We start from the raw sequence: 19,818 nt of genomic DNA on the forward strand, positions 1-19,818 counted from the left end.
CGGTAGCGAACCGTCGCCAGCACACTGCCCGGTGTGAACTCGAAGTCGCTGCTGCGGTCCACCGTCCTGCTCGCCGTCGCCGTCGGGATTGCCGCGTCCCCCGTCCAGGCCGGCGCGATGTCCCACCAACCCCCTGCCGAGGGCGTCAAGTTCGTCGAACTCGACCACCCGCAACCGGTGCGCGTGAGCGCCCGGACCGAGGCGGTCGAATTCTTCTGGTACGACTGCGGCCACTCCCAGGCGCTCGAACAGCCTTTGCAGGCCTGGGCGGAGAGGCACCGCGCCGATGTCGTGCTGCGCCGCGTCCCGGCCGTCTGGCCCGGCAGTCAGGACGAGGCCGTGCAACGCGGCCACGCCCGGCTGTACTACACGCTGGACCGGCTCGGCCTGGTCGGCCGCCTTCAGACCAGCGTGTTCCGCGCCGTGCACAACGAGGGCCTCGACCTCACCACCGAGGCCACCGCCACCGACTGGGCCGTGCGCAACGGCGTCGACGCCCAGGCGTTCGGCCGGGCCTACCGCTCGGCCGCGGTGGGCCGGTCGGTCGACGAGGCCGCCGCCGCCTTCACTCGTTACGGCATCAACGAGCTGCCGACGGTCGTCGTCCAGGGCGAGTACCGCACCTCGCCGACCCAGGCCGGCGGGGTCGAGGCGATGCCCGAGGTGCTCGACCACCTGGTGCAGCAGGAGCGGCAGCACCGCCACTGAGCCGGCCCGCCCGGCCGCGTCGGTGACATCGGATCAGCTCGCACATGTGCCTTGCCCGGCAAGCGGTTTGCCGGACAAGGACCTTGTCCGACCGTTCGGCTTGTCTAACCGTTCAGATGCTGTTTAATGGTTAACATGAGCGAGCTGACGATCCCGCACGTCCACCACCGCCACGTCGACGTCGACGGCCTGCGCGTCTTCTACCGCGAAACCGGCCCGGCCGACGCGCCCGTGCTCCTGCTGCTGCACGGCTTCCCGTCGTCCTCCCACCAGTACGCCCGGCTGCTCGACGCGCTCGGCACCCGCTACCGCCTGATAGCCCCCGACTACCCCGGCTTCGGCCACAGCGAAAGCCCCGCGCCCGGCACCTTCACGTACCGCTTCGACAGCCTCGCCGAGGTGATCGAGGGGTTCTGCCTCGCCCTCGGCCTGGACCGCTTCGCGCTGTACGTCTTCGACTTCGGCGCCCCCGTCGGCCTGCGCCTGGCGACCCGGCACCCGGAGTGGATCACCGGCCTGGTGATCCAGAACGGCAACGCCTACGAGGAGGGACTCTCCGGCCAGGCACGGGAGTTCATCGCCAACAAGCGCGGCGTGCCGGGCGCCGAGCAGGCCGCCCGCTCGATCCTCACCCTGGACGTCACCCGCGACCAGTACGAGGGCGGCACGGGCGACCCGAGCCTGATCGCCCCCGACGGCTGGACGCTCGACCAGCACTTCCTCGACCTGCCCGGCCGCAAGGACATCCAGGTCGAACTCGCCCTCGACTACTTCTCCAACGTCGAGCTCTACCCCGCCTGGCAGGCCTGGCTGCGCGCCGACCAGCCGCCCGCTCTGGTGCTCTGGGGCCTGGGCGACCCGTTCTTCACCGAGGCCGGCGCCCGCGCCTACCTGCGCGACCTGCCCGGGGCTGAGCTGCACCTGTTCGACACCGGGCACTTCGCCCTGGAGGAGAAGCTGCCCGAAATCGCCCCGCTGATCGACGACTTCCTCGCGCGGATCCCGAAGTAGCCGATCGCCCGGGCGGCGGGAACCCGGTCGCTCCGAACGCTCCAACGGGGCCGGAGGCTTCCGCGGCTTCGGCCGTCGCGGTCGCTCCGGTCACTTCAGTCGCGTCAGCCGTCAGCCGTCAGCCGTCAGTCGCGGCGCAGCAGGTACGTGACGAAGCCGAGCGTCCCCCGGTAGCCGTGCAGCCACTCGGTGCGGTGCCGGTCCGCGGCCTCGCGGGCGGCCGCCGCGTCCGGGTGGTCCGGGTGATCCAGTGCCCACTCGGCCAGCGAGCCCGTCCAGGAGAACTCGTAGTCGTCCCACTCCTGTTCGGAGCTGACGTGACCGAACACCGGCGACCAGCCGTCCGCGAGGACCCGGTCGGTGGTCGTCGCCAGATCGGCGAAGTCCTCCCGGGCGGCGCCCAGCCCGTCCAGTGCCGGCTGCGACGGCTCGCGCTGCCAGAACCCTTCGCCGACCAGCAACCGGCCGCCCGGGGCCAGGAGTTCGCGGGCGGCGGCGAGCGTCGGCAGCAGACCGCCGAACGCGTGGGTGGCGCCGACGCACAGCACCAGGTCGAACGGCTCCCGCGAGGTGAACTCCCGTACGTCCACGTGGTGCAGGCCGATCCGGCGGACCACGCCGAGCGCGGTCGCGGTCTCCCGGGCCCGGGTCAGCGCGGCCGCGTCCAGATCCACGCCCACCGCCCGCCAGCCCGGGTGGGCGGCCAGCGTCCGGAGCAGCCAGACGCCCTCGCCGCAGCCCAGGTCCAGGGCCCGGCCCCGCTCCGTCCCGGCCGTGGCGCGATCCAGCAACCGGGCCACCGACTCGTCCGCCAGCGGGGCCGCGACCGGGTGGCGGGCATGGGCGAGGCGGGAGATCTGCTGACGGTCCATCCGAGCAGTATGGAACGGGTCGGCCTACCGCGCAGCGGGTTCGGCACAGGGACCTCTCAGGTTCGGGGGTACGTCCGGCCCTTCCACGCGGCGCCCCGGCCGCGCCAGTGCCGCACCGCCGAGTCGACCGTCATCAGCAGGTACAGCCCCGCGGTGAACGGCAACAGCAGCACGGCCGCGGCCGGCTGCCCGTAGTACCGGACCATCGGCAGGTACGTGCCCGCCATCAGCGCCCACGCCGCCCCGCCCGCGGCCGCCACCGGCGGCACCCCGCCCACCAGCCCGGCCACCGTCGCCACCGGCGGCACCAGATAGACCAGCGCCAGCCCCAGCACCGTCCCGAGCAGCAGCACGGGCGAGTGCCTGAGCTGGGCGTAGGCGCTGCGGGAGACCATCCGCCACAGCTGCTCCAGCCGCGGGTACGGGCGCACGCTGTCCACGTCGTCGGCCAGGCCCAGCCAGGTCCGGCCGCCGGCGGACTTCACCGCCCGGGCCAGCGACACGTCGTCGATCACCGCGCCGCGGATCGCCGCCACCCCGCCCGCCCGCTCCAGCGCCTCGCGCCGCACCAGCGAGCAGCCGCCGGCAGCGGCCGCCGTCCGGGCACCGGGGCGGTTGCTCCGGCGGAACGGGTAAAGCTGGGCGAAGAAGTACACGAAGGCCGGCACGATCAGCCGCTCCCAGCCGGTCTCCACCCGCAGCCGGGCCATCTGCGACACCAGGTCCAGCCCGTTGCTCTCGGCGGCGGCCACCAGCTCGGCCAGCGAATCCGGGCCGTGCGCGATGTCGGCGTCCGTCAGCAGCAGGTACTCGACGTCCGGCCCGGCCAGCGCCACGCCGTGCCGCAGCGCCCACAGCTTGCCGGTCCAGCCCGGCGGCAGCGGGGGAGGGGTGGTGACGGTCAGCTCCAGCCCGTCGATCGTCCGCAGTTCCGCCGCCAGGGCACCGGTGCCGTCCGAACTGTGGTCGTCCACCAGGAACACCCGGGCCCGCCCCGGATACTTCTGCGCGAGCAGCGTCGGCAGGCTCGCCGGGAGCACCGGGGCCTCGTCCCGGGCCGGCACCACGACCGCCACCTGCGGCCAGCGGACCGGTGGGCGACGCGGCGGCAGCCGTACGTCCGTGCGCCAGAACGAACCGTGGCAGCACGCCAGCCAGAGCCAGACCAGCAGGGAGAACGCGGCGATCCACAGCAGGACGGTCACCCCGGCAGTCTGCCGCAGAACCGGGCCGGACGAGCGCATCGACTAAAGTCTTGACCCGTGAAGATCGCACTGATGGACTCCGGAATCGGCCTGCTGGCCGCCGCCGCCGCCCTTCGGAAGCTGCGCCCGGACGTGGATCTGGTGCTCTCTTCCAACCCGGCCTCGATGCCGTGGGGGCCGCGTACGCCGGAAGAGGTCACGGAGCTGGCCCTCGGCTGCTGCCGGGCCGCCGCCGCGCTCGAACCCGATGCGCTGGTGATCGCCTGCAACACCGCCTCCGTGCACGCGCTCGCCACCTTGCGGGCCGAGCTGGAGCCCGGGCTTCCGGTGATCGGCACCGTCCCGGCGATCAAGCCCGCTGCCGCACAGGGCGGCCGGGTCGCCATCTGGGCCACCCCGGCCACCACCGGCAGCGACTACCAGCGCGGGCTGATCCGTGACTTCGGCGGTTCGGCGGACGTCACCGAGGTCGCCTGCCCGGGCCTCGCGGACGCGGTCGAGCACGGCGACGACGAGGCCATCACCGCCGCCATCGCCGACGCCGCCGCCCGGACGCCGGTCGGGACCGACGTCATCGTGCTCGGCTGCACCCACTACGAACTCGTCGACGACCGCATCCGCGCCGCCGTCGCCCCGACCGCCTCGCCGGGGCTCACCCTGCACGGCTCCGCCGACGCCGTGGCCGCCCAGGCCCTCCGCCGCGTCGCCGACCCCACCCGGACGGGCGGCGGCACCCTCACGGTCCTCCACGCCGGCGCCCCCGCCAACCTCCCCCCGGTCGCCGCCCTCTACCCCCAGGGCAACGCCCTCGCCACCCTCATCGGCTGACCCCGGACGAAAGCCGGCCGCCCCGACCGAGCGACCGCCGCAGCGCAGAAAGTCGAGCCGGTCGACTTCCCGCTTCGCGCTCGGGCGCCACGGCTCCGCCGCCCCGAGGCTTGTTGATCGCCCACCCGAGCGCGCCTGGTGCGTGAGAAGTCGATTTGGCCGACTTCTCACGCGGCGTTTCGCTTGGGTGGGCTTCACCTCTCCCGGCGTGGCCGGCCGCAGGCCGGAGGACTTTGGTGCGTGGATCTGCCGTGCGCAGGAAGTCGACCGGGCCGACTTCCTGCGCGGTGCCGCGGTGGCTGCGGCTCCGCTGCCGGGCGGCTTGAGGGCTTCTGATCGCCAGCCGAGGCCCTCCCGGTGCACGGGAAGTCGATATGGCCGACTTCTCATGCCGAGCTGCTGTGCGCGGGGCCGGCTTCGGGCGGCCTCTACGCGCATAGAATCGGGTCGTGCGTGGGGTGTCGGGCGCGGTGGGGTGTGGGGGAGTCGGGCTGGCCGGATTTTGGCGCGGGGCCATCTTTGGGCGTGCGGGAAGTTGGCGGGATCGGCATTCCTGGGGCGCGCGGCTTCGGCCGGGTGAGTGCGCGAGAAGTCGATCTGGTCGACTTCTCGCGCGGGGGTGACGGCCCGGACCGGCTCGTCGCTCACATGATCTTGGAATCGAAAAGTCGGCGCGGCCGATTTTCTGGTGCGGGGATTGCGGGAGGCCAGGCGGGGTGCGGCGGCCGTGCCTGGATGGCACTTCTGATGCGGCGCGCGCAGGAAGTCGGCCGCGCCGACTTCCTGCGCGTAGATGGGGGCCTGGTGCCCCCCGTTAGGCGACGGCTTGACGGCGCCAGCGGCGGTAGGCGGGTTCCAGGCCGGACAGGATGGTGTCGAAGCGGCGGGTGCTGGTGGTGGAGTCGACCTGGAGGCGGCTGATCTGGAGGGGATGGGACGGGAGCCGGGGGCCCAGGCGGTGGTCGGAGAGGAAGCCGAGGCGGTAGCCGAGCTCCTGCAGAACGGTTTCAGCACGGACGTCGTGGCCGCCGTCCGGGTAGGCGAAGGCGATCGGTGGTTCGCCCAGCCAGCGGGTGAGGGCCTCGTGGGCGCCGGTGATCTCGGTGCGCACGGTGTCGTCGTCGCAGCGTCCGAGGCACGGGTGCCCCTGGGTGTGGTTGCCGATGGCGACGCCCCCGTCCCGCAGGGCGAGCAGGTCGGCCGGGGTCAGCTGCTCCTGGCGGGGCGGCCGGCGGTCGGCGCTGACCCGCAGCTCGTGCAGGCTGCGCCGGCGGTCCGGGTCCGGCATGGCCTTGAGCCGCCGGAGCAGTTGGGACGGGTGTCCGCAGTCGAGCGAGCGGGCCCGGCCCCCGTGCCGGGCCAGGAAGTCGGCCTCGTGCCACCAGAACGGCCGCTCGGTGCCGATGAGCTCCGAGATGACGAACGCGGTGGCCGGAATGCCCCGGGCGTCGAGGGCCGGCAGGGCGTGGGTGAGCACGCTCCGGTCGGCGTCGTCGAAGGTGACCAGGACGCTCCTGGGCGGTAGCGGCCGCCGCTCGGTGACGGCCTGGAGGACCGCGCCGAGCGAGACGGGTGTCGCGAGCCGCTGGAGCCGGTCGAGCTGGGCGCCGAAGGAGTGGTGGTCGGTCACCCCGTGGTACGCGAGCACGGCGAGTCGCTGGGCGGCCAGGGCCCGGAACAGCGGCTGGACGGGGGCGAACCGCAGCCATTCGCCCCGAGCGTCCTGCTGTTCCGTGCCGCCGACCGCTCGGTGACGGCCCCCGCCGTCCCGATGCCCGCCGTGACGGCCCCCGCCGTCCCGGTGCCCGGCATCCCGGTGTCCGGCATCCCGGTGTCCACCGGGCCGAGGTTCGCGATGCCGAGGCTCGCTGTGTCGATGGTCGCCGTGAAGGAGCTCACTGCGCAGAAGCTCACTGTGCAGAAGTTCGCCGTGGAGCAGCCCGCCGTGCAGACGGTCGGTGGCCGGGCGGTCGGCGGGCCGGCCGATGTCGCGCCGGTCGGCGGGCCGTCCGGTGGGCGGGGGCAGCGCGCGCGGGCCGGGTGCCGGCCGGGCGCGGGCCGTGGAGATCGATGTACTGGACTGGGACTGCGGCACGGTTCCCCCTCGTTCGCCGAGCGGCGTGGCGGTACCGCCGGAGGACGGAGCCCGGCCTCCGACTCCAGGGGCGGCGGCTCCGCTCCTGGATATTCCTGTTCTCGGTGGGGGTTCACGCCCACCCTCGAACGGCTCCTGGATCACTCAATGCCATTGAGACCGCTGTACCGGACCGATGGTTGTACCGGGGGGACGAGGATTTTTCGTGGACTGATTGTGGAGCCGGAATGCCCGCGCCGACGTCTCGGACACACCTCGCGGCGATCTCGGTGAGCCCCTGACCAGCCCGGATTCTCCGGTAGCGGAGGGTGTTCGACCCTTCACTCCCTGCGGGCTGCCACTCGCCCCGCCCCGGGGTACCTTGGGCTCATGGCAGATGCGGACCGTGACCCCTTCCATCTCCACGGGGCCTCCCGAATGGCTCGCGCGTGCAGTGGCGGAGCGCTGGTCACCCACCAGCTCCCGCTGGCCGTGGTGGGCCTGGCCTGCCTGGTGCTCGGCATCGCCGTGGCCGTGTTCGTGCCGGACAGTGACGGGCCGGCCTGGGCGATGGCGGTGGCCGGCTGTCTGGCCGCCGGCGTCCTGCTGCTGGGCCGGATCGCCTTCGGCGTGTTCCGCGACCGTCGCCGCGCCGTGCTCTGACGGCTCCCGGCCGGGGTGCCGGCCGCGTGGCAGGCGGGTTCCGTCCGGGCGTCGCCCCCACCCGTTATGTCGATCGCTCTCGGCATTTCGAAACGGCAGATCGAGCGAAATTGGTCAGACCGACTGAATATCGTCCAGTCGGACAATCTTGGGTCCCCTTCTTTCACCATTTCCGGACAACGGCTTCATCCCGCGTCTACTGTGAATGCGTTCTTCCGGCTCGACTCGAAGCGCCGCGGAGGGGGAGCGATGGGCGGCAGACCGGATCGTGCCGTGGCCGCCTCATGAGACGCGCCGGCGACCTCGCCGTCGCCGCCCTGGCCGCGATCGTCGCGCTGCCGCTGGCCCTGCTGATCGCCGTTCTGCTCCGCTGCTCCGCCGACGGCCCGGTGCTCCAGCGGCGGACGCGGACCGGACGGCACGGCCACGAGTTCCAGATCCTGCGCTTCCGGACCGGCGGGGACGGCCGGCTCACCACCCTGTTGCGCCGCACCGGCCTGGACGAGCTGCCCCGGCTGTGGAACGTGGTGCGCGGCGAAATGGGGGTGATCGGTCCCCGGCCGGCCAGCCCCGTCCAGGTCGTGGGCTACTCCCGCCGGGAGCGCGGCCGCCTCGCGGTGCGGCCCGGCCTCACCGGCTGGGCCCAACTGCACGCCCTGGACCGGGGCCGGACGCCCCGCCCGCTCAGCCGTCCCGAGTGGGCCGAACTCGACCTCTGGTACGTCGAGCACCGCTCGCTCGGGCTCGACCTGCACATCCTCGGGCTCACCGTGCTCGCCCTGCTGCGGCCCGACACCGGCCGGGCGCACCGGGTCGCCCCGGAACCGCCCCGATAGGCTGCGGTTCATGGCCATTCCCCCTTTCCTCGCCGAACTCCGCGCCATCGTGGGTACCCGTCCGCTCTGGCTCAGCGCCGTCGTCGCCGTCGTGCTGGACGACCGCGACCGGGTGCTGCTGGCCCGCCGGGCCGACGACGGCCGGTGGGCGCCGGTCGGCGGCATCCTCGACCCGGGCGAGCAGCCCGCCGACGGCGTGGTGCGCGAGTGCGAGGAGGAGACCGGGGTGGTGGTCGTGCCCGAGCTGCTCGCCTCCGTCACGGTCTCGCCGCAGGTCACGTACCCGAACGGCGATGTGACGCAGTACCTGGTGCTGACTTTCCGCTGCCGCGCGGTCGGCGGCGAGGCGCGGGTGAACGACGACGAGTCGCTGGACGTCGGCTGGTTCGGGCTGGACGAGCTGCCGCCGATGATCGAGACCGAGCACGAGCGGCTGCGCCACGCGCTGGAGTGCGAGGGGCCGGCGGTCTTCACCTGGGAGGGCAAGGAACGCCCCTGAGCCCGAGCGGCCCAACGGCCGTGCCCGTCGCGGCCGGGGCGCCCACTGAGCCCGCCGCGCCCGCCCGACCCACCGGGCCTCGCCCGGGCGAGGTCAGCCCTTGTACTGCCGGTAGGCCTCCTCCGCCGCGTCCAGCACCGCGGCCAGGTCCCCGCCCGCCGTGGCCGTCGCGGTGGCGGCCACCGCGCCCTCGACGAACGGGGCGTTGGCGAACCTGACGGGGAACGGCAGTCCGTGCTCGTCCGCGTCGGACAGCAGCGCGCGGACGGTGGTGACCGCCCCGCCCAGGTCGGCGAGCACCACCACGCCGTGGCCCTGGTCCACCCGTCGGGTCGCGGCGGCCACCAGGACGGCGCTGATGCCCGGTCCGTCCGACGGGTCGCCCCCGGTGGCGGCGACCGGCGCGGGGGAGTCGGATCCGGTCAACGCGAGCGCGAGGGAACGTACGGCGGTGGCCAGTTCCTGGCTGTGCGAGACCAGGACGATCCCGACCCTCCCGTGCACGGCGGGCCGGGCGGGGGTCGGCCGGGGCACCGAGGCGGGCGAGGGGGGCGTACGGGGTGCCGGGGGGTGGGCCGAGGGGGCGTCGGAGATGGGGATGACGTCGGCGCGGGTGCCGTCCCGGCGGCTCATCGGCTGCTCCCTTGAGCGGATCCTTGGGTGGATCGGTGGATGGATCGTTGGGCGGGTCAGCGGGCGGGTCGCTGGGTGGATCGGTGGATGGATCGTTGGGCGGGTCAGCGGGCGGGTCGCTGGGTGAACCGGTGGATGGATCGTTGGGCGGGGCCGGTGAATGGATCGGCGTCCGGATCGGTGGCTGAATCGTTCGAGTGGCGCGGGCCGGCAGGGCGGTGGGGCGGCGCCCTGGCAGCACTCTGGCAGCTGCCCGCCGCCCCCGCCGGTCGGGACACGCCTCGACCCGTCCTCCGGCGGTGTCCGTCCCCGCCCGGAGGAGTCCTCGTCAACCCGCTGACCGGGGCCGGGCGGTGTGGCTAGGCTGGCTCCGGAACGCCGTCGGGAGGAGATCGGTCAGTGGGATCCAGCAGCGGGACGAATACGGAGGCCGGCGTGGCGCGGCCGGAGTTGGCGCCGAACGGGAAGCCCAGGGTGGACTTCACCGGGGCGGAGTGGCTGTGCAGCAGTCAGGGCGTCGGGGACGTGCAGATCGCCTTCGTGGACGGCTACATCGGAATGCGGGACGGCCGTCAGGAGGACGGGCCGGTCCTGGTCTTCACGCCGGGCGAGTGGCGGGCCTTCGTGCTCGGCGCCCGGGACGGCGAGTTCGACCTCACCTGAGGCGGCGCGCCGGGCGGTTCACAGCGGGAGCGGACCCCCGATCGACGGGGGTCCGCTCCGCAGACGATCTTTCGGGTCCGAACATCACAAGTGATGATCCATTGAGCGTGCCCCGTCAGAATTTCTGTTGACTGTTAGACAAACGCAGCTCAGAGTATGAGCACGGGCAGACGCCGTGCCCACCGCCCCCACGCGGCCAGACACGGCGCCTGCTGTGCGGCCCGGCAGTACTGCCAGGCCATCCTCCCAGTCATCCCCTGCGCACCGGGGTGCGTCGGCCGGTCCCGGCCCCATGAGGGGCCGGCAGTCGCCGGGAGGTTGGCGCCGACGCCGAGAGCGACTCGGATGACGGCACCGATGCTCGGGACCCGCACGCCCCCACGCGGCGGCGTCCCGAGCAGATCCACGGGAGCGACGGGCCGGGGCCCCGCGGATCTGGCTTGTGATGCATGGAACTGTTGGCTTGTGTGTTCGTGCTGTGTGCGACGACGAAGCTGGGTGCTCGGCGGTTCGGCACGACAAGTGCACAGTGAGGGAAACGCGTGTAGGGCCGCGTTGCGACATGCCGTCCCCCCGAAGGGTGAAACCCAGAACGGCTGTCGTGCTGAACCGAACGTAGCCCGGACGGTTGCTCAGAGTCAACATTGGTCTCTGAGCGTCGATCTCCCGCTCGTCCCCCGGCGGCGCCCGACCCACCTCGCGAGCGTGGTCTGCCGGACACGTACGATGTTCCCATGTCTTTTCTCCGCCGTCGCTCCGGACAGCCCGCCGGCCCGGACTTCGACGTGCTCGCGATGGACCCGGGTGACTGGCCCGGTGACTTCGGTGCGGCCATGATGACCGGCCCGGACGGCTCCTGCCAGGGGATTTTCCTGCGCTACGACCTGTTCGGCGGCAGAGGCCCGGCGATGTTCATCGGCAACCTCCCCGAGGGGTCGCCCGCCAGGGAGACCGGCGACGACGTGCCCTTCGAGGTGCGGCAGCTGCTCGCGGCGCTGGAGAACGACGAGCCGGTCGAGTTCGTCTCGGCCGAGGACTTCCCGGTGATGCTCGGGGACGACCTGCTGATCGTGAAGAAGGTCAAGGTCAGCGAGGAACGCGTGTTCTGCGCCCAGTTCGGCCGCAGCGACGGCGTCCTGGTCACCATCGCGTCCTGGGACCGACCGATTTCGGACGACCTGTATCAGCTGCTGAAGCCGCTCCCCGCGGACATGTTCCAGCAGGGCTGATCCCGGCGGGGCCGGTCGGTCCCGCCCGGGGGGCGGACGCTGCTTGACGGTATCGATCAACGGTTCGTACAGTCGCGAACATGCCGTGCCGTCTCCCGCTGCTGACCCGTCGCAGGCATCTGGACCTGCGGCGCACCGCCAGCGCGGCGTGTCCGGGCCGCTGAGGGGGGATTCGTCCCCCGGCGGCGGGCGGTCGACCGGGTGTCCGGTCGGCGCCGACACCAGGGGGCGGGCCGCGAGCCGGCCTCCGGGGCCGCCAGTCGGTACCGCGCGCCCGTACGGCGTGCCGCCCGCATTCGCCGAGCCCACGCTGCCGCCCGGAGGCACCGCATCATGACGACCCGCACCGTCAACCGTTCGACCGTCGATCGTGCGTCCGAGGACGCTCCCGCCGGACGCCGCTCCCGGACCGCTCCGCGAACGGCGGATTCCGACCGGTCCGATTCCGGCCATCTCGAATCCACCGGTTCCACACCCGCCGGTTCCGCCGCTTCCGCCGGTTCCATGCCCGCCGCTGCCGGCTCCGCGTCCGCCGCATCCGCCGGGCCCGCCTCCGCCGGCCCGGTGCGTTCCGCCTCCGCCACCGCGCGCGCTGCTTCCGCGTCCGCCGCCACCGACCCCGGGCCCGACCGCACCGGGATCGAGGCCGCGCTCGCCGGGCTGCCCCGGGTGGTCGACCTGCTGGCCGCCCGCGCCGAGGAGCACGACCGCGACGCGACCTTCCCCTACCAGGGCATCGAGGCGGTCCACGAGGCCGGGCTGCTCACCCTCACCGTCTCCGCGCGGTACGGCGGTCCGGGCGGAACGCTCGCCGACACCGTCCGGGTGCTGTCCCAACTCGGCCGCGGCGATGCCTCGGTGGCCGTGGTCACCGCCTTCACCCTGCTCCGGCACGCCGAGCAGGCCCGCCGCGCCGACTGGCCGACGGCCGGATACCGGCGGCTGCTCACCGAGTCCCGGCGCGGCCCGGTACTGATCAACACCCTGCGGGCGGAGCCCGGGGCCGTCGTGGGCGAGCTGCCCGCCACGGTCGCCCGACGGGACGGCGACGGCTGGCTGCTGACGGGCCGGAAGACGTACTGCACCGGCGCCGAGGCGCTCGCCTGGATGGCGGTCACCGCGCGGACCGACGAGGAGGAGCCGAGGGTCGGCACCTTCCTGGTCCGCGGCGAGAGCGAGGGTCTGGAGATCGACCCGACCTGGGACCAGCTCGGCCTGCGGGCGAGCGCCAGCCACGATGTCGTACTGGACGGGGTCCGGGTGCCGGCCGACCTCGCGCTCGGCCTGACGACCGGCCGCCGGACGACCCGTCAGGGCGTCGACGCCGAGGCCGAACTCTCCCTGGCCTGGCACGACCTGGCCCTCTCGGCGGTGGCGATCGGCGTCGCCCGGGCAGCCGAGGCCTGGCTGATCCGTTTCCTCAACCAGCGCACTCCGGCCAACCTGACCGAGCCGCTCGGCACCCTGCCGCGCTACCGGACCGCCCTCGGTGAGATCGAGGCCCAGCTGATCGGTGCCGAGGAACTGGTCGAGGGGCTGGCCTCCCGGGTGGACCGGGGCGAGCCGGAGGCGGTCGCCCGGTCCGGTCCGGCCCACCTGCTGGCGACCCGGGCCGCGACGGCGGTGGTCCAGCAGGCCGTCGCCCTCACCGGCAACCCCGGCCTGAGCCGGCGTCACCCGCTGGAGCGCTACCTGCGGGACGTGCTCAGCAGCCGGGTGCACCTGGCCGCCGACGAGACCGTCCTGGAGGCCGTCGGACGGGCCGCGCTGGAACGGGGTACCCGGCCGTAGCGCCCGGGCCCGGCGGTCGTTACCGGGGCCACGAGGTGCCCCGGCCCGGCGGCCGGGAGAGGCCCCCGACCTCCGTCCGGCGATGCCCGGACCCCGCCGCCGCGCCCCGCCCACGCCGACCAGCGGGGCGAGCAGGGCAGGGCGGGCGGGCAGGGCAGGGCGTCGGACCTCTGACCCCCGCGGCTCAGCGGGTCCCGACCGCGGCGCGGACGGCGCGGCGGGCGAGCGCCGCGTCGTCGTAGAGCCGGCGGATCATGATCCGCTGCTCCTCGCCGGCGCCCGGCACGTCGTACAGCCGGATCTCCCGCATGAGCACCAGCACCAGGTTCACCAGGAACGCGTCCCGGGCCATCGTGCCGCCGTTCTGGGCGAGTTGGCTGATCTGGCGGCGTGCCGCGGTGTCCCCGGACAGGACGCTCCAGAGCACCGCCAGGTCGTAGCCGGGCAGGTACCAGCCGGCCTGCTCCCAGTCGACCAGCACCGGGCCGGACGGCGCCAGCAGCATGTTGCTGAGCAGGGCGTCGCCGTGGCAGAGCTGGAGCGGGGTGTGGCCGAGGCCGTGCAGCAGGCCGCGCAGGTCGCCGGCGTCCCGGTCGGTGAGCTGGCCCACCGAGTGGTAGCGGGCGATCTCCAACTGGTAGTCCAGGCGCGGCTGGAAGACGTCGGTCGGCGGCCGCCACAGGTTCAGCGTGCGGACCGCGGTGAGCAGCGCCCGCACCTCGCCCGGGGTGGGCGCGTTGACCGGGTGGCGCTCGCGGGCGGCCGGGCGCCCGGGGATGCGCTCCATGACCAGCACGCACCGGTCGTGGTCGGCCGCCACCAGCCGGGGCAGCCGCACCGGCGGGCGGTGCCGGACGAACGCCCGGTAGACCGCGACCTCGTGGTGGAAGTCGGCCACCAGCTGCTCGAAGTACTCACTCCGCACCGCCTGCGGCGCCAGGCACTTGGCGACCACCGGAGCCCGCCCGATGGTGCCCGCCACCAGGATGTGGCGGCTGCCCTCGCGCAGGACCTGGCGCGGGGTGAACGCGGGACATATCCGCGCGACACTGGCGAGCGCCGCCCGGACCGCCGGGGTCTGGAGTGCGGAGGGATCGATCCGCTCGGGGCCGCCGCCGGGCTGGCCGGGCCGCCGGGCCCGCAGCACCTGGCCGTCGGCCTGCCGGGCCAGCGGCATCCGGCCTCCGGCCGGCATGGCGGTCTCGGGGGCGCGCAGCCCCAGCGCGGTACGGCCGGTGGGGCCCAGCGCCGTGCGGCCGGTCGGGACGACCCGGGTGTCCGTGGCCCGGCCCTCCGCGCCGCGCGGGGCCGCCGGACGGCTCGCCGGGGGCACCGCCCTCGGGCCGGTGCGGCCGGCGGCTGCGGCGGGGGGGCGCAGCGCGGGGCGGGTCGCGGTGGGCGTGGGGGTCGTCGCTGAGGAGTACATGGGCTGAGGGTGGTCCCTTCCGGTCCGTCGGCGGGTGTTGCCCCGCGGGGGCGGGGGAGGGCCGGTGCCGTGTGCTTCCTGGCGTGACGGCGGCCCTGCGGGTGGTGCGGTACGTCGGGTGGTGCGGTACGTCGGGTGGTGCGGTACGTCGGGTGGTGCGGGGGGTGGTGCGCGGGCGCCGGGCACGGACGCGGGGTCAGGAACCCCTGTTCGGCGGTGCTCCGGCCGTCCGCACCCTGGGGAATGCGGTCGGCCGGACTGCCGTGGCCGTGCCCGGCGCTCCCGCGCCACCCGGCCGCGCCACCCCCTCGGGTGAGGACCGGGAGCGTCCCGCGCCACCGTCGGGGGACAGCCCCGACGCTGGTGGGACGCCGCCCGACCCGGGGGGCGAGGTGGCGCACCCCTACAACACACCCGTCGGGCACTGGCTTAGTAGTCTGGCGGGCCCTGGCGAACGGTGGCGAATGCTCGCCCGGCACTTGCCCGAGCCTCTAGCCTCGGATCAGCCGAGGAACCTGGGGGCTTCATTGAGCAGGGAACCCAACACCCGACTGGCCGATCTGTTCGTCCTGACCGGATGGTCGAAGGGCGAGCTGGCGCGGCTGGTCAACCGTCGGGGTGCCGCGATGGGTCAGCTGCAGCTGTCCACCGACACGTCGAGGGTACGGCGTTGGATCGAGCAGGGGGAGATCCCGCGCGATCCGGTGCCGAGGGTGCTGGCGGCCGTGTTCACGGAGCGGCTCGGCCGTGTCGTCACCACTGAGGACCTCGGTCTGGAACGACACCGGCCCACCAGGTCCGGAGCGGACACGTCCGGAGCAGTCCCGTGGTCGCCGGATCGAACAGCCGCGGTCCTCACCGAGTTCACGGGAATGGACCTCATGCTGAACCGACGTGGATTGGTGGGCGCCGGAGCCGCGCTCACGGCCGGGGCGGTCATCGCCGACTCGCTGAAGGGCTGGCTGGGAGGGGACGCGGTCGCGTACGCGGCGTCCGTCCCCGGGCCGCGACAGGTGGTCACCGGGAGCGGAGCGCACCCGGTGGTGGACGTGTACGACGCGGGCCCGGTCGGGTTCGACGAGGTGGAGTCGCTGGAGCACTCGGTGCAGGTGTTCCGGGCCTGGGACGCCGCCCGCGGCGGCGGCCTGCAGCGCAAGGCGGTGGTCGGCCAACTGAACGAGGTCGGCGGGCTGTTGACGCACCGGCACGCACCGGCGGTCGAGCAGCGGCTGTGGCTGGTCGCGGCCAACCTGGCGGTGCTGGCGGGCTGGATGTCGCACGACGTGGGCCTGGAGCCCACCGCCCAGAAGTACTTCATGATGGCGGCGGACGCGGCCAAGGAGGCCGGCGACCGGCCGCGGGCGGGTGAGGCGATCTCCCGGGCCGCACGGCAGATGGTGCACCTGGGCCGCGCCGACGACGCGCTCGACCTGATGTCGGCGGCCAAGGCGGCCGGCGGGCGGCTGCTGCCCAGAACGCGCGCCATGCTCAATACCGTCGAGGCGTGGGCGCACGCCTCGATCGGGCACTCCCAGGACACCTACCGGCTGCTGGGGGAGGCCGAGGACCTGTTCGGCGAGGAGGCGTCGGAGCCGCCGCCCTCGTGGATGCAGGTGTTCGACGAAGCCGAACTGCGCGGTATGCAGGCCCTGGTGCTGCGCACGCTGTCCGAGCACGTCCCGGCGGCGGCCGACGAGGCCCGTCGGCACGCGGAGCGGGTGATCACCCTGCGGGAGGGCACCGGGCAGCTGCGTTCGGCGCTGTTCGACCGGATCACCCTGGCGTCGGTGCACCTGATCACCGGGGAGCCGGACGCGGCGCAGTTCCAGGCCAAGATGGTGCTGAACCTGATCGGCCAGAACTCCTCGCACCGGACCTGGGACCGACTGCGGGAGATGTACCGGCTGACCGCGCAGTACCGGGGGCTGGCGGTGGTGGACGAGCTGCGGGAGGAACTGGGCCGGGAGCTGCGGGCGGCGGACGCCAAGAACCGGCGGCGGCTGACCTGACGGGCTCCCGGGCGGCCCCCGGCGGGTGCGCCCCGGGGGCGCGGGTGTCCGTCCGCCGGGGTCAGAGCGGCGGGGCCGGGCGGAGCAGCATGTGCAGGGCGACCACGGTGCCGTCCGTGCCGAGGACGGGCTCGCTCGCGCACTCGACGCCGTCGTGCCGTCCGCAGGGGCGGCGGACCCGCAGGGTGCCGGCGGCGTGGCGGCCGTGCACCAGGGCGTCGGTCATCATCCGCCGCAGCAGCGGCCGGTCCGCTTCGGGGAGGCGGTCGGGCAGCCGGTCGAGGCTGAGCGGGCCGTGCTCCGGGTCGCAGCCGAGGAGGCGGTAGGTCTCCGGGCTCCAGTGGATCCCGTCGGTGAGCAGGTCCCATGCGGCTGAGCCGAGCAGACCCTCGTCGATTGCGCCGTGGCCGCCGCCGTCGTCCAGGTAGCGGCCGGACGGCTCCTGCGTGGTGCCGTCCACTCTGCCGTCCGTTCCGCTGCCGGCGTCGCCCGTGCCGTCGCCGGCACCGTTTCCGCCCGCGGTGCCGGGAGCGTCCGCCGCGGTGCCGTGCACCGTGCCGGTCCCGCCCGTCGGGGCGCCGTCCACCGCGGCGGCTCCCGGCGGGCGGGTGGCGCCTAAGGGCATGTTCATGGCGAACCCATCGCTCGGGTACGGCCCGTGGGGTGCGAGCCGTTCGGACAGTGAGAAGACTGTCGCACAGCGTCGTCACCCTTGCGGGCGATTTGGACAGAACGCAGGCAAAATTCCTCTGGCATATGCCACTGTGGCCGGAGCCTTCGTCGCCCTGTGTGCGGACCGGGGCCCGAGGCGGTAACCTTCGGTGATTCCGGCGCCCGGGCGCCCACCGCAGTACCGACCAGAGACCCCGGCGACGGAAATCCCGTTGCCACTCCGACCGCCGCAACGGATGCTGACCTCATGTTCGAGCCAGTGATAGCACCCAGTGCCAGCCTCCTAGGCCTCCTTCAGCGAGGCCGTGGTGACGGGCAGCTCCACGCGCTGGCCGCCGACCGTGCCGAGGCCATCGCCGCGCTGGAGGAGTGCGTCACCAGGGATCCGCGAGCCGACTGGCAGGTCGAGAGCCGCTCCCTCTACTACGCCCGCATCTACATGGACCTGGAAGCCCCCCTCGAAGGCATCGAGGACCACCTCCACTCCGCCGAGGACCTGGTCACCGACGACGAGAGCCGCACCGGCCTCGCCCTTTCCGTCCTGGGCCACCTCGCCGCGTACGGCCGGCGCGACGCGCTGCTGATGCTGCGCGAGTACGCCGCCACCGGCGCCAACTGGTCCTGGGCCCTCGACGAGCTCGCCCTGCGGGACGACGACCGCGGCCTGCTGCTGCTCGGCACCGCCGTCCTGGACCACTTCGCGCCGGGCCCCGAGGGCGACGCCGAGCTGCGCGAGTTCATCCGCAACGCGTACGAGCCCCGGCCCTGGCGGCTGTGGGCGGCCTACCACCCCAGAGTGGCCGCGGCCAGCGAGCAGTCACCCTTCGACCTGTGGCAACGCCAGATCAACCGCAGCGGCGTCACCCCCGGCTGGTCCACCACCGACGTACTGGCCTGGGCCGACCAGGGCGAGCTCGGCGGCCTCGGGGTCGGCGCGTTCCTCGGCCGCCCCGACGGCCGCGGGGAGCCCGCACGCGGCACCGACGCGCCGTCCGGCCCCGACGCGGTGGACCGCCGCGCCGCCGCTGCCGCCCGCTGCCTGACCGCCGTGGTCCGGCCCGAGGACCGCCCGCTGCTGCTGGAAACGGCGCGCGACGGCCTGCCCGGCGCGCGCCGGGCCGCCCTGCGCCACCTGGTGGAGCAGCGCGACCCGGCCGCCGTCGGGCTCATCGAGGCCGCCGCCGCGGACGTGGACGACCGGATCGTCCGGGCCGCGCTGGAACTGCTCGGCCGGATGCGCGGCCCCGAGGTGCTGGCCCAGGCCCGCCGCTGGGCCGACCCGGCCAGCGGCGGCGCCGACAGCGCGCTCGGCGAGGCCGCCGTCCAGCTGCTCGCCGACGCCGGGGAGCCGGCCGACGCACCGCTGGTGGTGGCCGGGCTGCGCCACTGGATCTCCGTGCGCGGGGTCAGCGGTACCGGGCTCGGGTCGCTGGTGGACGGTGCGGGGCGGCTGGCCGCCGCCGACGCCGTGCCGGTCCTGCGCCACATCTACGGCGAGGCCGCCTCCTCCGAGCTGCGCGGACGCGCCGCCCAGGCGCTGGCCGCGACCGACGTGCACTTCCCCGAGGGGCCCGCCGTCGAGTGCCTCTGGGACTGCGAGGAGTCCACGCGCGAGCTCGCCGCGCGCCACGTCGCCACCACGGGCGACGCGCGTGTGCTGGAGCGGTTGCGCAGGCTCGCCGCCGACCCGGCCGAGGAGGCCGAGGTCCACGCCGCCGTGCGCGGCCGACTGACTGCCGCCCGGGAGTTCGGGCGTTAGGGTCGGCCCACAACGTTCAGTGGGCCGGGACACCGACACGGTGTCCCGGCCCACTCGTTTTCGCGGGTCCTCGTACTGAAATCCGGTTCTACTTCACCGCGCCCGCGTCCGGGGTCAGCACGCCTCCTATGACCAGTCCGATGATCAGGACGCCGAGCAGGACCCGGTAGACCACGAACGGCATGAAGCTGTGGCTGGAGATGTACTTCAGGAACCAGGCGATCGCCGCGTAGCCGACCACGAAGGCGATCACGGTGGCCAGGATGGTCGGCCCCCAGGCCGGCGCCGGACCCTCACCGATCTTGAACAGCTCCAGCGCCCCGGAGGCGAGCACCGCCGGGATGGCGAGCAGGAACGAGTAGCGGGCGGCCGCCTCCCGGCTGTAGCCGAGCAGCAGGCCCGCGCTGATCGTGCCGCCGGAGCGGGACACGCCCGGGATCAGCGCCAGCGCCTGGGCGAAGCCGTAGATGCCCGCGTGCGGCAGCGTCAGGTCGGTGATCGGACGGGCGTGGCGGACGGCCCGGGTGCGGTCGGCGAAGGCCAGGACCAGGCCGAAGACGATCAGGGTGGTGCCGATGATCCGCAGGTCGCGCAGGTGGGTCTCGATGGTGTCCTGGAACAGCTTGCCCAGGATGCCGATCGGCAGGGTGCCGATGATCACGAACCAGCCCATCCGCGCGTCCGGGTCCGAACGCAGCGCCGGCCGGAACAGGGACAGCGACCAGGTCTTGATGATCGAGGCGATGTCACGCCGGAAGTAGATCAGCACCGCCGTCTCGGTGCCGAGCTGGGTGACGGCCGTGAAGGCCGCGCCCGGGTCGTCCCAGCCCAACAGGGCGGAGAAGACCCGCAGGTGGGCACTGGAGGAGATCGGCAGGAACTCGGTGAGACCCTGGATCAGGCCGAGGACGGCCCCGTGGAACCAGTCGATCACCGGGCA

The 19,818-nt window shown here is 73.9% G+C and carries 19 protein-coding genes; 12 read left to right on the forward strand and 7 right to left on the reverse strand.

Features of this window, described 5'->3' with window-relative positions; all coding sequences use genetic code 11:
• Positions 1–33: 33 nt before the first annotated feature.
• Positions 34–708, forward strand: coding sequence for a thiol:disulfide interchange protein DsbA/DsbL (locus tag ACFVVA_RS32990; RefSeq protein WP_387694426.1), 675 nt, complete (start codon positions 34–36; stop codon positions 706–708).
• Between the two features lie 135 nt (positions 709–843).
• Positions 844–1,719, forward strand: a complete 876-nt coding sequence (locus ACFVVA_RS32995; protein ID WP_387694427.1) for an alpha/beta fold hydrolase — start codon at positions 844–846, stop codon at positions 1,717–1,719.
• Positions 1,720–1,844: 125 nt separating this feature from the next.
• Here ACFVVA_RS32995 and ACFVVA_RS33000 read toward each other — a convergent pair whose 3' ends face one another.
• Positions 1,845–2,591, reverse strand: coding sequence for an SAM-dependent methyltransferase (locus ACFVVA_RS33000; protein ID WP_387694428.1), 747 nt, complete (start codon positions 2,589–2,591; stop codon positions 1,845–1,847).
• Positions 2,592–2,647: 56 nt separating this feature from the next.
• A complete protein-coding gene (locus ACFVVA_RS33005; RefSeq protein ID WP_387694429.1) occupies positions 2,648–3,835 on the reverse strand; it encodes a glycosyltransferase in 1,188 nt (395 codons plus the stop codon).
• 18 nt (positions 3,836–3,853) lie between these two features.
• On the opposite strand from ACFVVA_RS33005, the gene ACFVVA_RS33010 reads away from it, so the two are divergent.
• Positions 3,854–4,624 (forward strand): glutamate racemase, encoded by a 771-nt coding sequence (locus tag ACFVVA_RS33010; RefSeq protein ID WP_380353138.1) that lies wholly within the window; start codon positions 3,854–3,856, stop codon positions 4,622–4,624.
• A gap of 814 nt (positions 4,625–5,438) precedes the next feature.
• On the opposite strand, the gene ACFVVA_RS33015 is transcribed toward ACFVVA_RS33010, so the two are convergent.
• Positions 5,439–6,272 (reverse strand): polysaccharide deacetylase family protein, encoded by an 834-nt coding sequence (locus ACFVVA_RS33015; protein WP_387694430.1) that lies wholly within the window; start codon positions 6,270–6,272, stop codon positions 5,439–5,441.
• Positions 6,273–7,136: 864 nt separating this feature from the next.
• Here ACFVVA_RS33015 and ACFVVA_RS33020 point away from each other — a divergent pair.
• The 3 genes from ACFVVA_RS33020 to ACFVVA_RS33030 all read left to right on the forward strand — a co-directional run bounded on the left by ACFVVA_RS33020 (position 7,137) and on the right by ACFVVA_RS33030 (position 8,696).
• Complete coding sequence (locus ACFVVA_RS33020; protein WP_359914598.1) at positions 7,137–7,361, forward strand: hypothetical protein; 225 nt, start codon at positions 7,137–7,139, stop codon at positions 7,359–7,361.
• Positions 7,362–7,645: 284 nt separating this feature from the next.
• On the forward strand, positions 7,646–8,197 hold the full coding sequence (locus ACFVVA_RS33025; RefSeq protein WP_387694431.1) for a sugar transferase: 552 nt from the start codon (positions 7,646–7,648) through the stop codon (positions 8,195–8,197).
• 10 nt (positions 8,198–8,207) lie between these two features.
• Positions 8,208–8,696 carry an NUDIX domain-containing protein gene (locus ACFVVA_RS33030; RefSeq protein ID WP_359914604.1) on the forward strand — a complete coding sequence of 163 codons (489 nt, stop codon included), beginning with the start codon at positions 8,208–8,210 and terminating at the stop codon, positions 8,694–8,696.
• Between the two features lie 93 nt (positions 8,697–8,789).
• Here the strand turns inward: ACFVVA_RS33030 and ACFVVA_RS33035 are convergent, their stop codons facing one another.
• The gene (locus tag ACFVVA_RS33035) at positions 8,790–9,329 is read right to left on the reverse strand and encodes a PTS-dependent dihydroxyacetone kinase phosphotransferase subunit DhaM (protein WP_387694432.1); all 540 of its coding nucleotides are present in this window, start codon (positions 9,327–9,329) and stop codon (positions 8,790–8,792) included.
• 435 nt (positions 9,330–9,764) lie between these two features.
• Here ACFVVA_RS33035 and ACFVVA_RS33040 point away from each other — a divergent pair, with 435 nt between their 5' ends.
• The 4 genes from ACFVVA_RS33040 (at position 9,765) to ACFVVA_RS33055 (ending at position 13,012) form a co-directional block, all read left to right on the forward strand.
• Positions 9,765–9,992 (forward strand): DUF397 domain-containing protein, encoded by a 228-nt coding sequence (locus ACFVVA_RS33040; RefSeq protein ID WP_359914630.1) that lies wholly within the window; start codon positions 9,765–9,767, stop codon positions 9,990–9,992.
• 734 nt (positions 9,993–10,726) lie between these two features.
• Entirely contained in the window at positions 10,727–11,221 is a 495-nt protein-coding gene (locus tag ACFVVA_RS33045; protein WP_030058989.1) for a hypothetical protein, read from the forward strand.
• Positions 11,222–11,301: 80 nt separating this feature from the next.
• The gene (locus tag ACFVVA_RS33050; protein WP_350526312.1) at positions 11,302–11,385 is read left to right on the forward strand and encodes a putative leader peptide; all 84 of its coding nucleotides are present in this window, start codon (positions 11,302–11,304) and stop codon (positions 11,383–11,385) included.
• 400 nt (positions 11,386–11,785) lie between these two features.
• Complete coding sequence (locus ACFVVA_RS33055; RefSeq protein WP_387694433.1) at positions 11,786–13,012, forward strand: acyl-CoA dehydrogenase family protein; 1,227 nt, start codon at positions 11,786–11,788, stop codon at positions 13,010–13,012.
• Between the two features lie 184 nt (positions 13,013–13,196).
• Here the strand turns inward: ACFVVA_RS33055 and ACFVVA_RS33060 are convergent, their stop codons facing one another.
• A complete protein-coding gene (locus tag ACFVVA_RS33060; protein WP_387694460.1) occupies positions 13,197–14,207 on the reverse strand; it encodes an aminoglycoside phosphotransferase family protein in 1,011 nt (336 codons plus the stop codon).
• Between the two features lie 758 nt (positions 14,208–14,965).
• Here ACFVVA_RS33060 and ACFVVA_RS33065 point away from each other — a divergent pair.
• On the forward strand, positions 14,966–16,447 hold the full coding sequence (locus ACFVVA_RS33065) for a hypothetical protein (protein ID WP_387694434.1): 1,482 nt from the start codon (positions 14,966–14,968) through the stop codon (positions 16,445–16,447).
• Positions 16,448–16,508: 61 nt separating this feature from the next.
• Here ACFVVA_RS33065 and ACFVVA_RS33070 read toward each other — a convergent pair whose 3' ends face one another.
• Complete coding sequence (locus ACFVVA_RS33070; protein ID WP_387694435.1) at positions 16,509–17,078, reverse strand: hypothetical protein; 570 nt, start codon at positions 17,076–17,078, stop codon at positions 16,509–16,511.
• A 288-nt stretch (positions 17,079–17,366) separates the two neighbouring features.
• Between ACFVVA_RS33070 and ACFVVA_RS33075 the strand changes: the two genes are divergently transcribed.
• Positions 17,367–18,878 (forward strand): HEAT repeat domain-containing protein, encoded by a 1,512-nt coding sequence (locus tag ACFVVA_RS33075; RefSeq protein WP_387694436.1) that lies wholly within the window; start codon positions 17,367–17,369, stop codon positions 18,876–18,878.
• 88 nt (positions 18,879–18,966) lie between these two features.
• On the opposite strand, the gene ACFVVA_RS33080 is transcribed toward ACFVVA_RS33075, so the two are convergent.
• Positions 18,967–19,809, reverse strand: coding sequence for an undecaprenyl-diphosphate phosphatase (locus ACFVVA_RS33080; RefSeq protein WP_380353153.1), 843 nt, complete (start codon positions 19,807–19,809; stop codon positions 18,967–18,969).
• Positions 19,810–19,818: the final 9 nt, after the last annotated feature.

The sequence above is a fragment of the Kitasatospora sp. NPDC058048 genome, from assembly GCF_042885555.1.
GTDB lineage: Bacteria > Actinomycetota > Actinomycetes > Streptomycetales > Streptomycetaceae > Kitasatospora > Kitasatospora lactacystinica.

Coding starts and splice junctions, on each gene's coding strand:
- ACFVVA_RS33060 (WP_387694460.1), bottom strand. CDS start 14,207: ATGCCGGCCGGAGGCCGGATGCCGCTGGCCCGGCAGGCCGACGGCCAG.
- ACFVVA_RS33025 (WP_387694431.1), top strand. CDS start 7,646: ATGAGACGCGCCGGCGACCTCGCCGTCGCCGCCCTGGCCGCGATCGTC.
- ACFVVA_RS33000 (WP_387694428.1), bottom strand. CDS start 2,591: ATGGACCGTCAGCAGATCTCCCGCCTCGCCCATGCCCGCCACCCGGTC.
- ACFVVA_RS33005 (WP_387694429.1), bottom strand. CDS start 3,835: ATGCGCTCGTCCGGCCCGGTTCTGCGGCAGACTGCCGGGGTGACCGTC.
- ACFVVA_RS33045 (WP_030058989.1), top strand. CDS start 10,727: ATGTCTTTTCTCCGCCGTCGCTCCGGACAGCCCGCCGGCCCGGACTTC.
- ACFVVA_RS33050 (WP_350526312.1), top strand. CDS start 11,302: ATGCCGTGCCGTCTCCCGCTGCTGACCCGTCGCAGGCATCTGGACCTG.
- ACFVVA_RS33030 (WP_359914604.1), top strand. CDS start 8,208: ATGGCCATTCCCCCTTTCCTCGCCGAACTCCGCGCCATCGTGGGTACC.
- ACFVVA_RS32995 (WP_387694427.1), top strand. CDS start 844: ATGAGCGAGCTGACGATCCCGCACGTCCACCACCGCCACGTCGACGTC.
- ACFVVA_RS33070 (WP_387694435.1), bottom strand. CDS start 17,078: ATGAACATGCCCTTAGGCGCCACCCGCCCGCCGGGAGCCGCCGCGGTG.
- ACFVVA_RS33035 (WP_387694432.1), bottom strand. CDS start 9,329: ATGAGCCGCCGGGACGGCACCCGCGCCGACGTCATCCCCATCTCCGAC.
- ACFVVA_RS33075 (WP_387694436.1), top strand. CDS start 17,367: ATGTTCGAGCCAGTGATAGCACCCAGTGCCAGCCTCCTAGGCCTCCTT.
- ACFVVA_RS33020 (WP_359914598.1), top strand. CDS start 7,137: ATGGCTCGCGCGTGCAGTGGCGGAGCGCTGGTCACCCACCAGCTCCCG.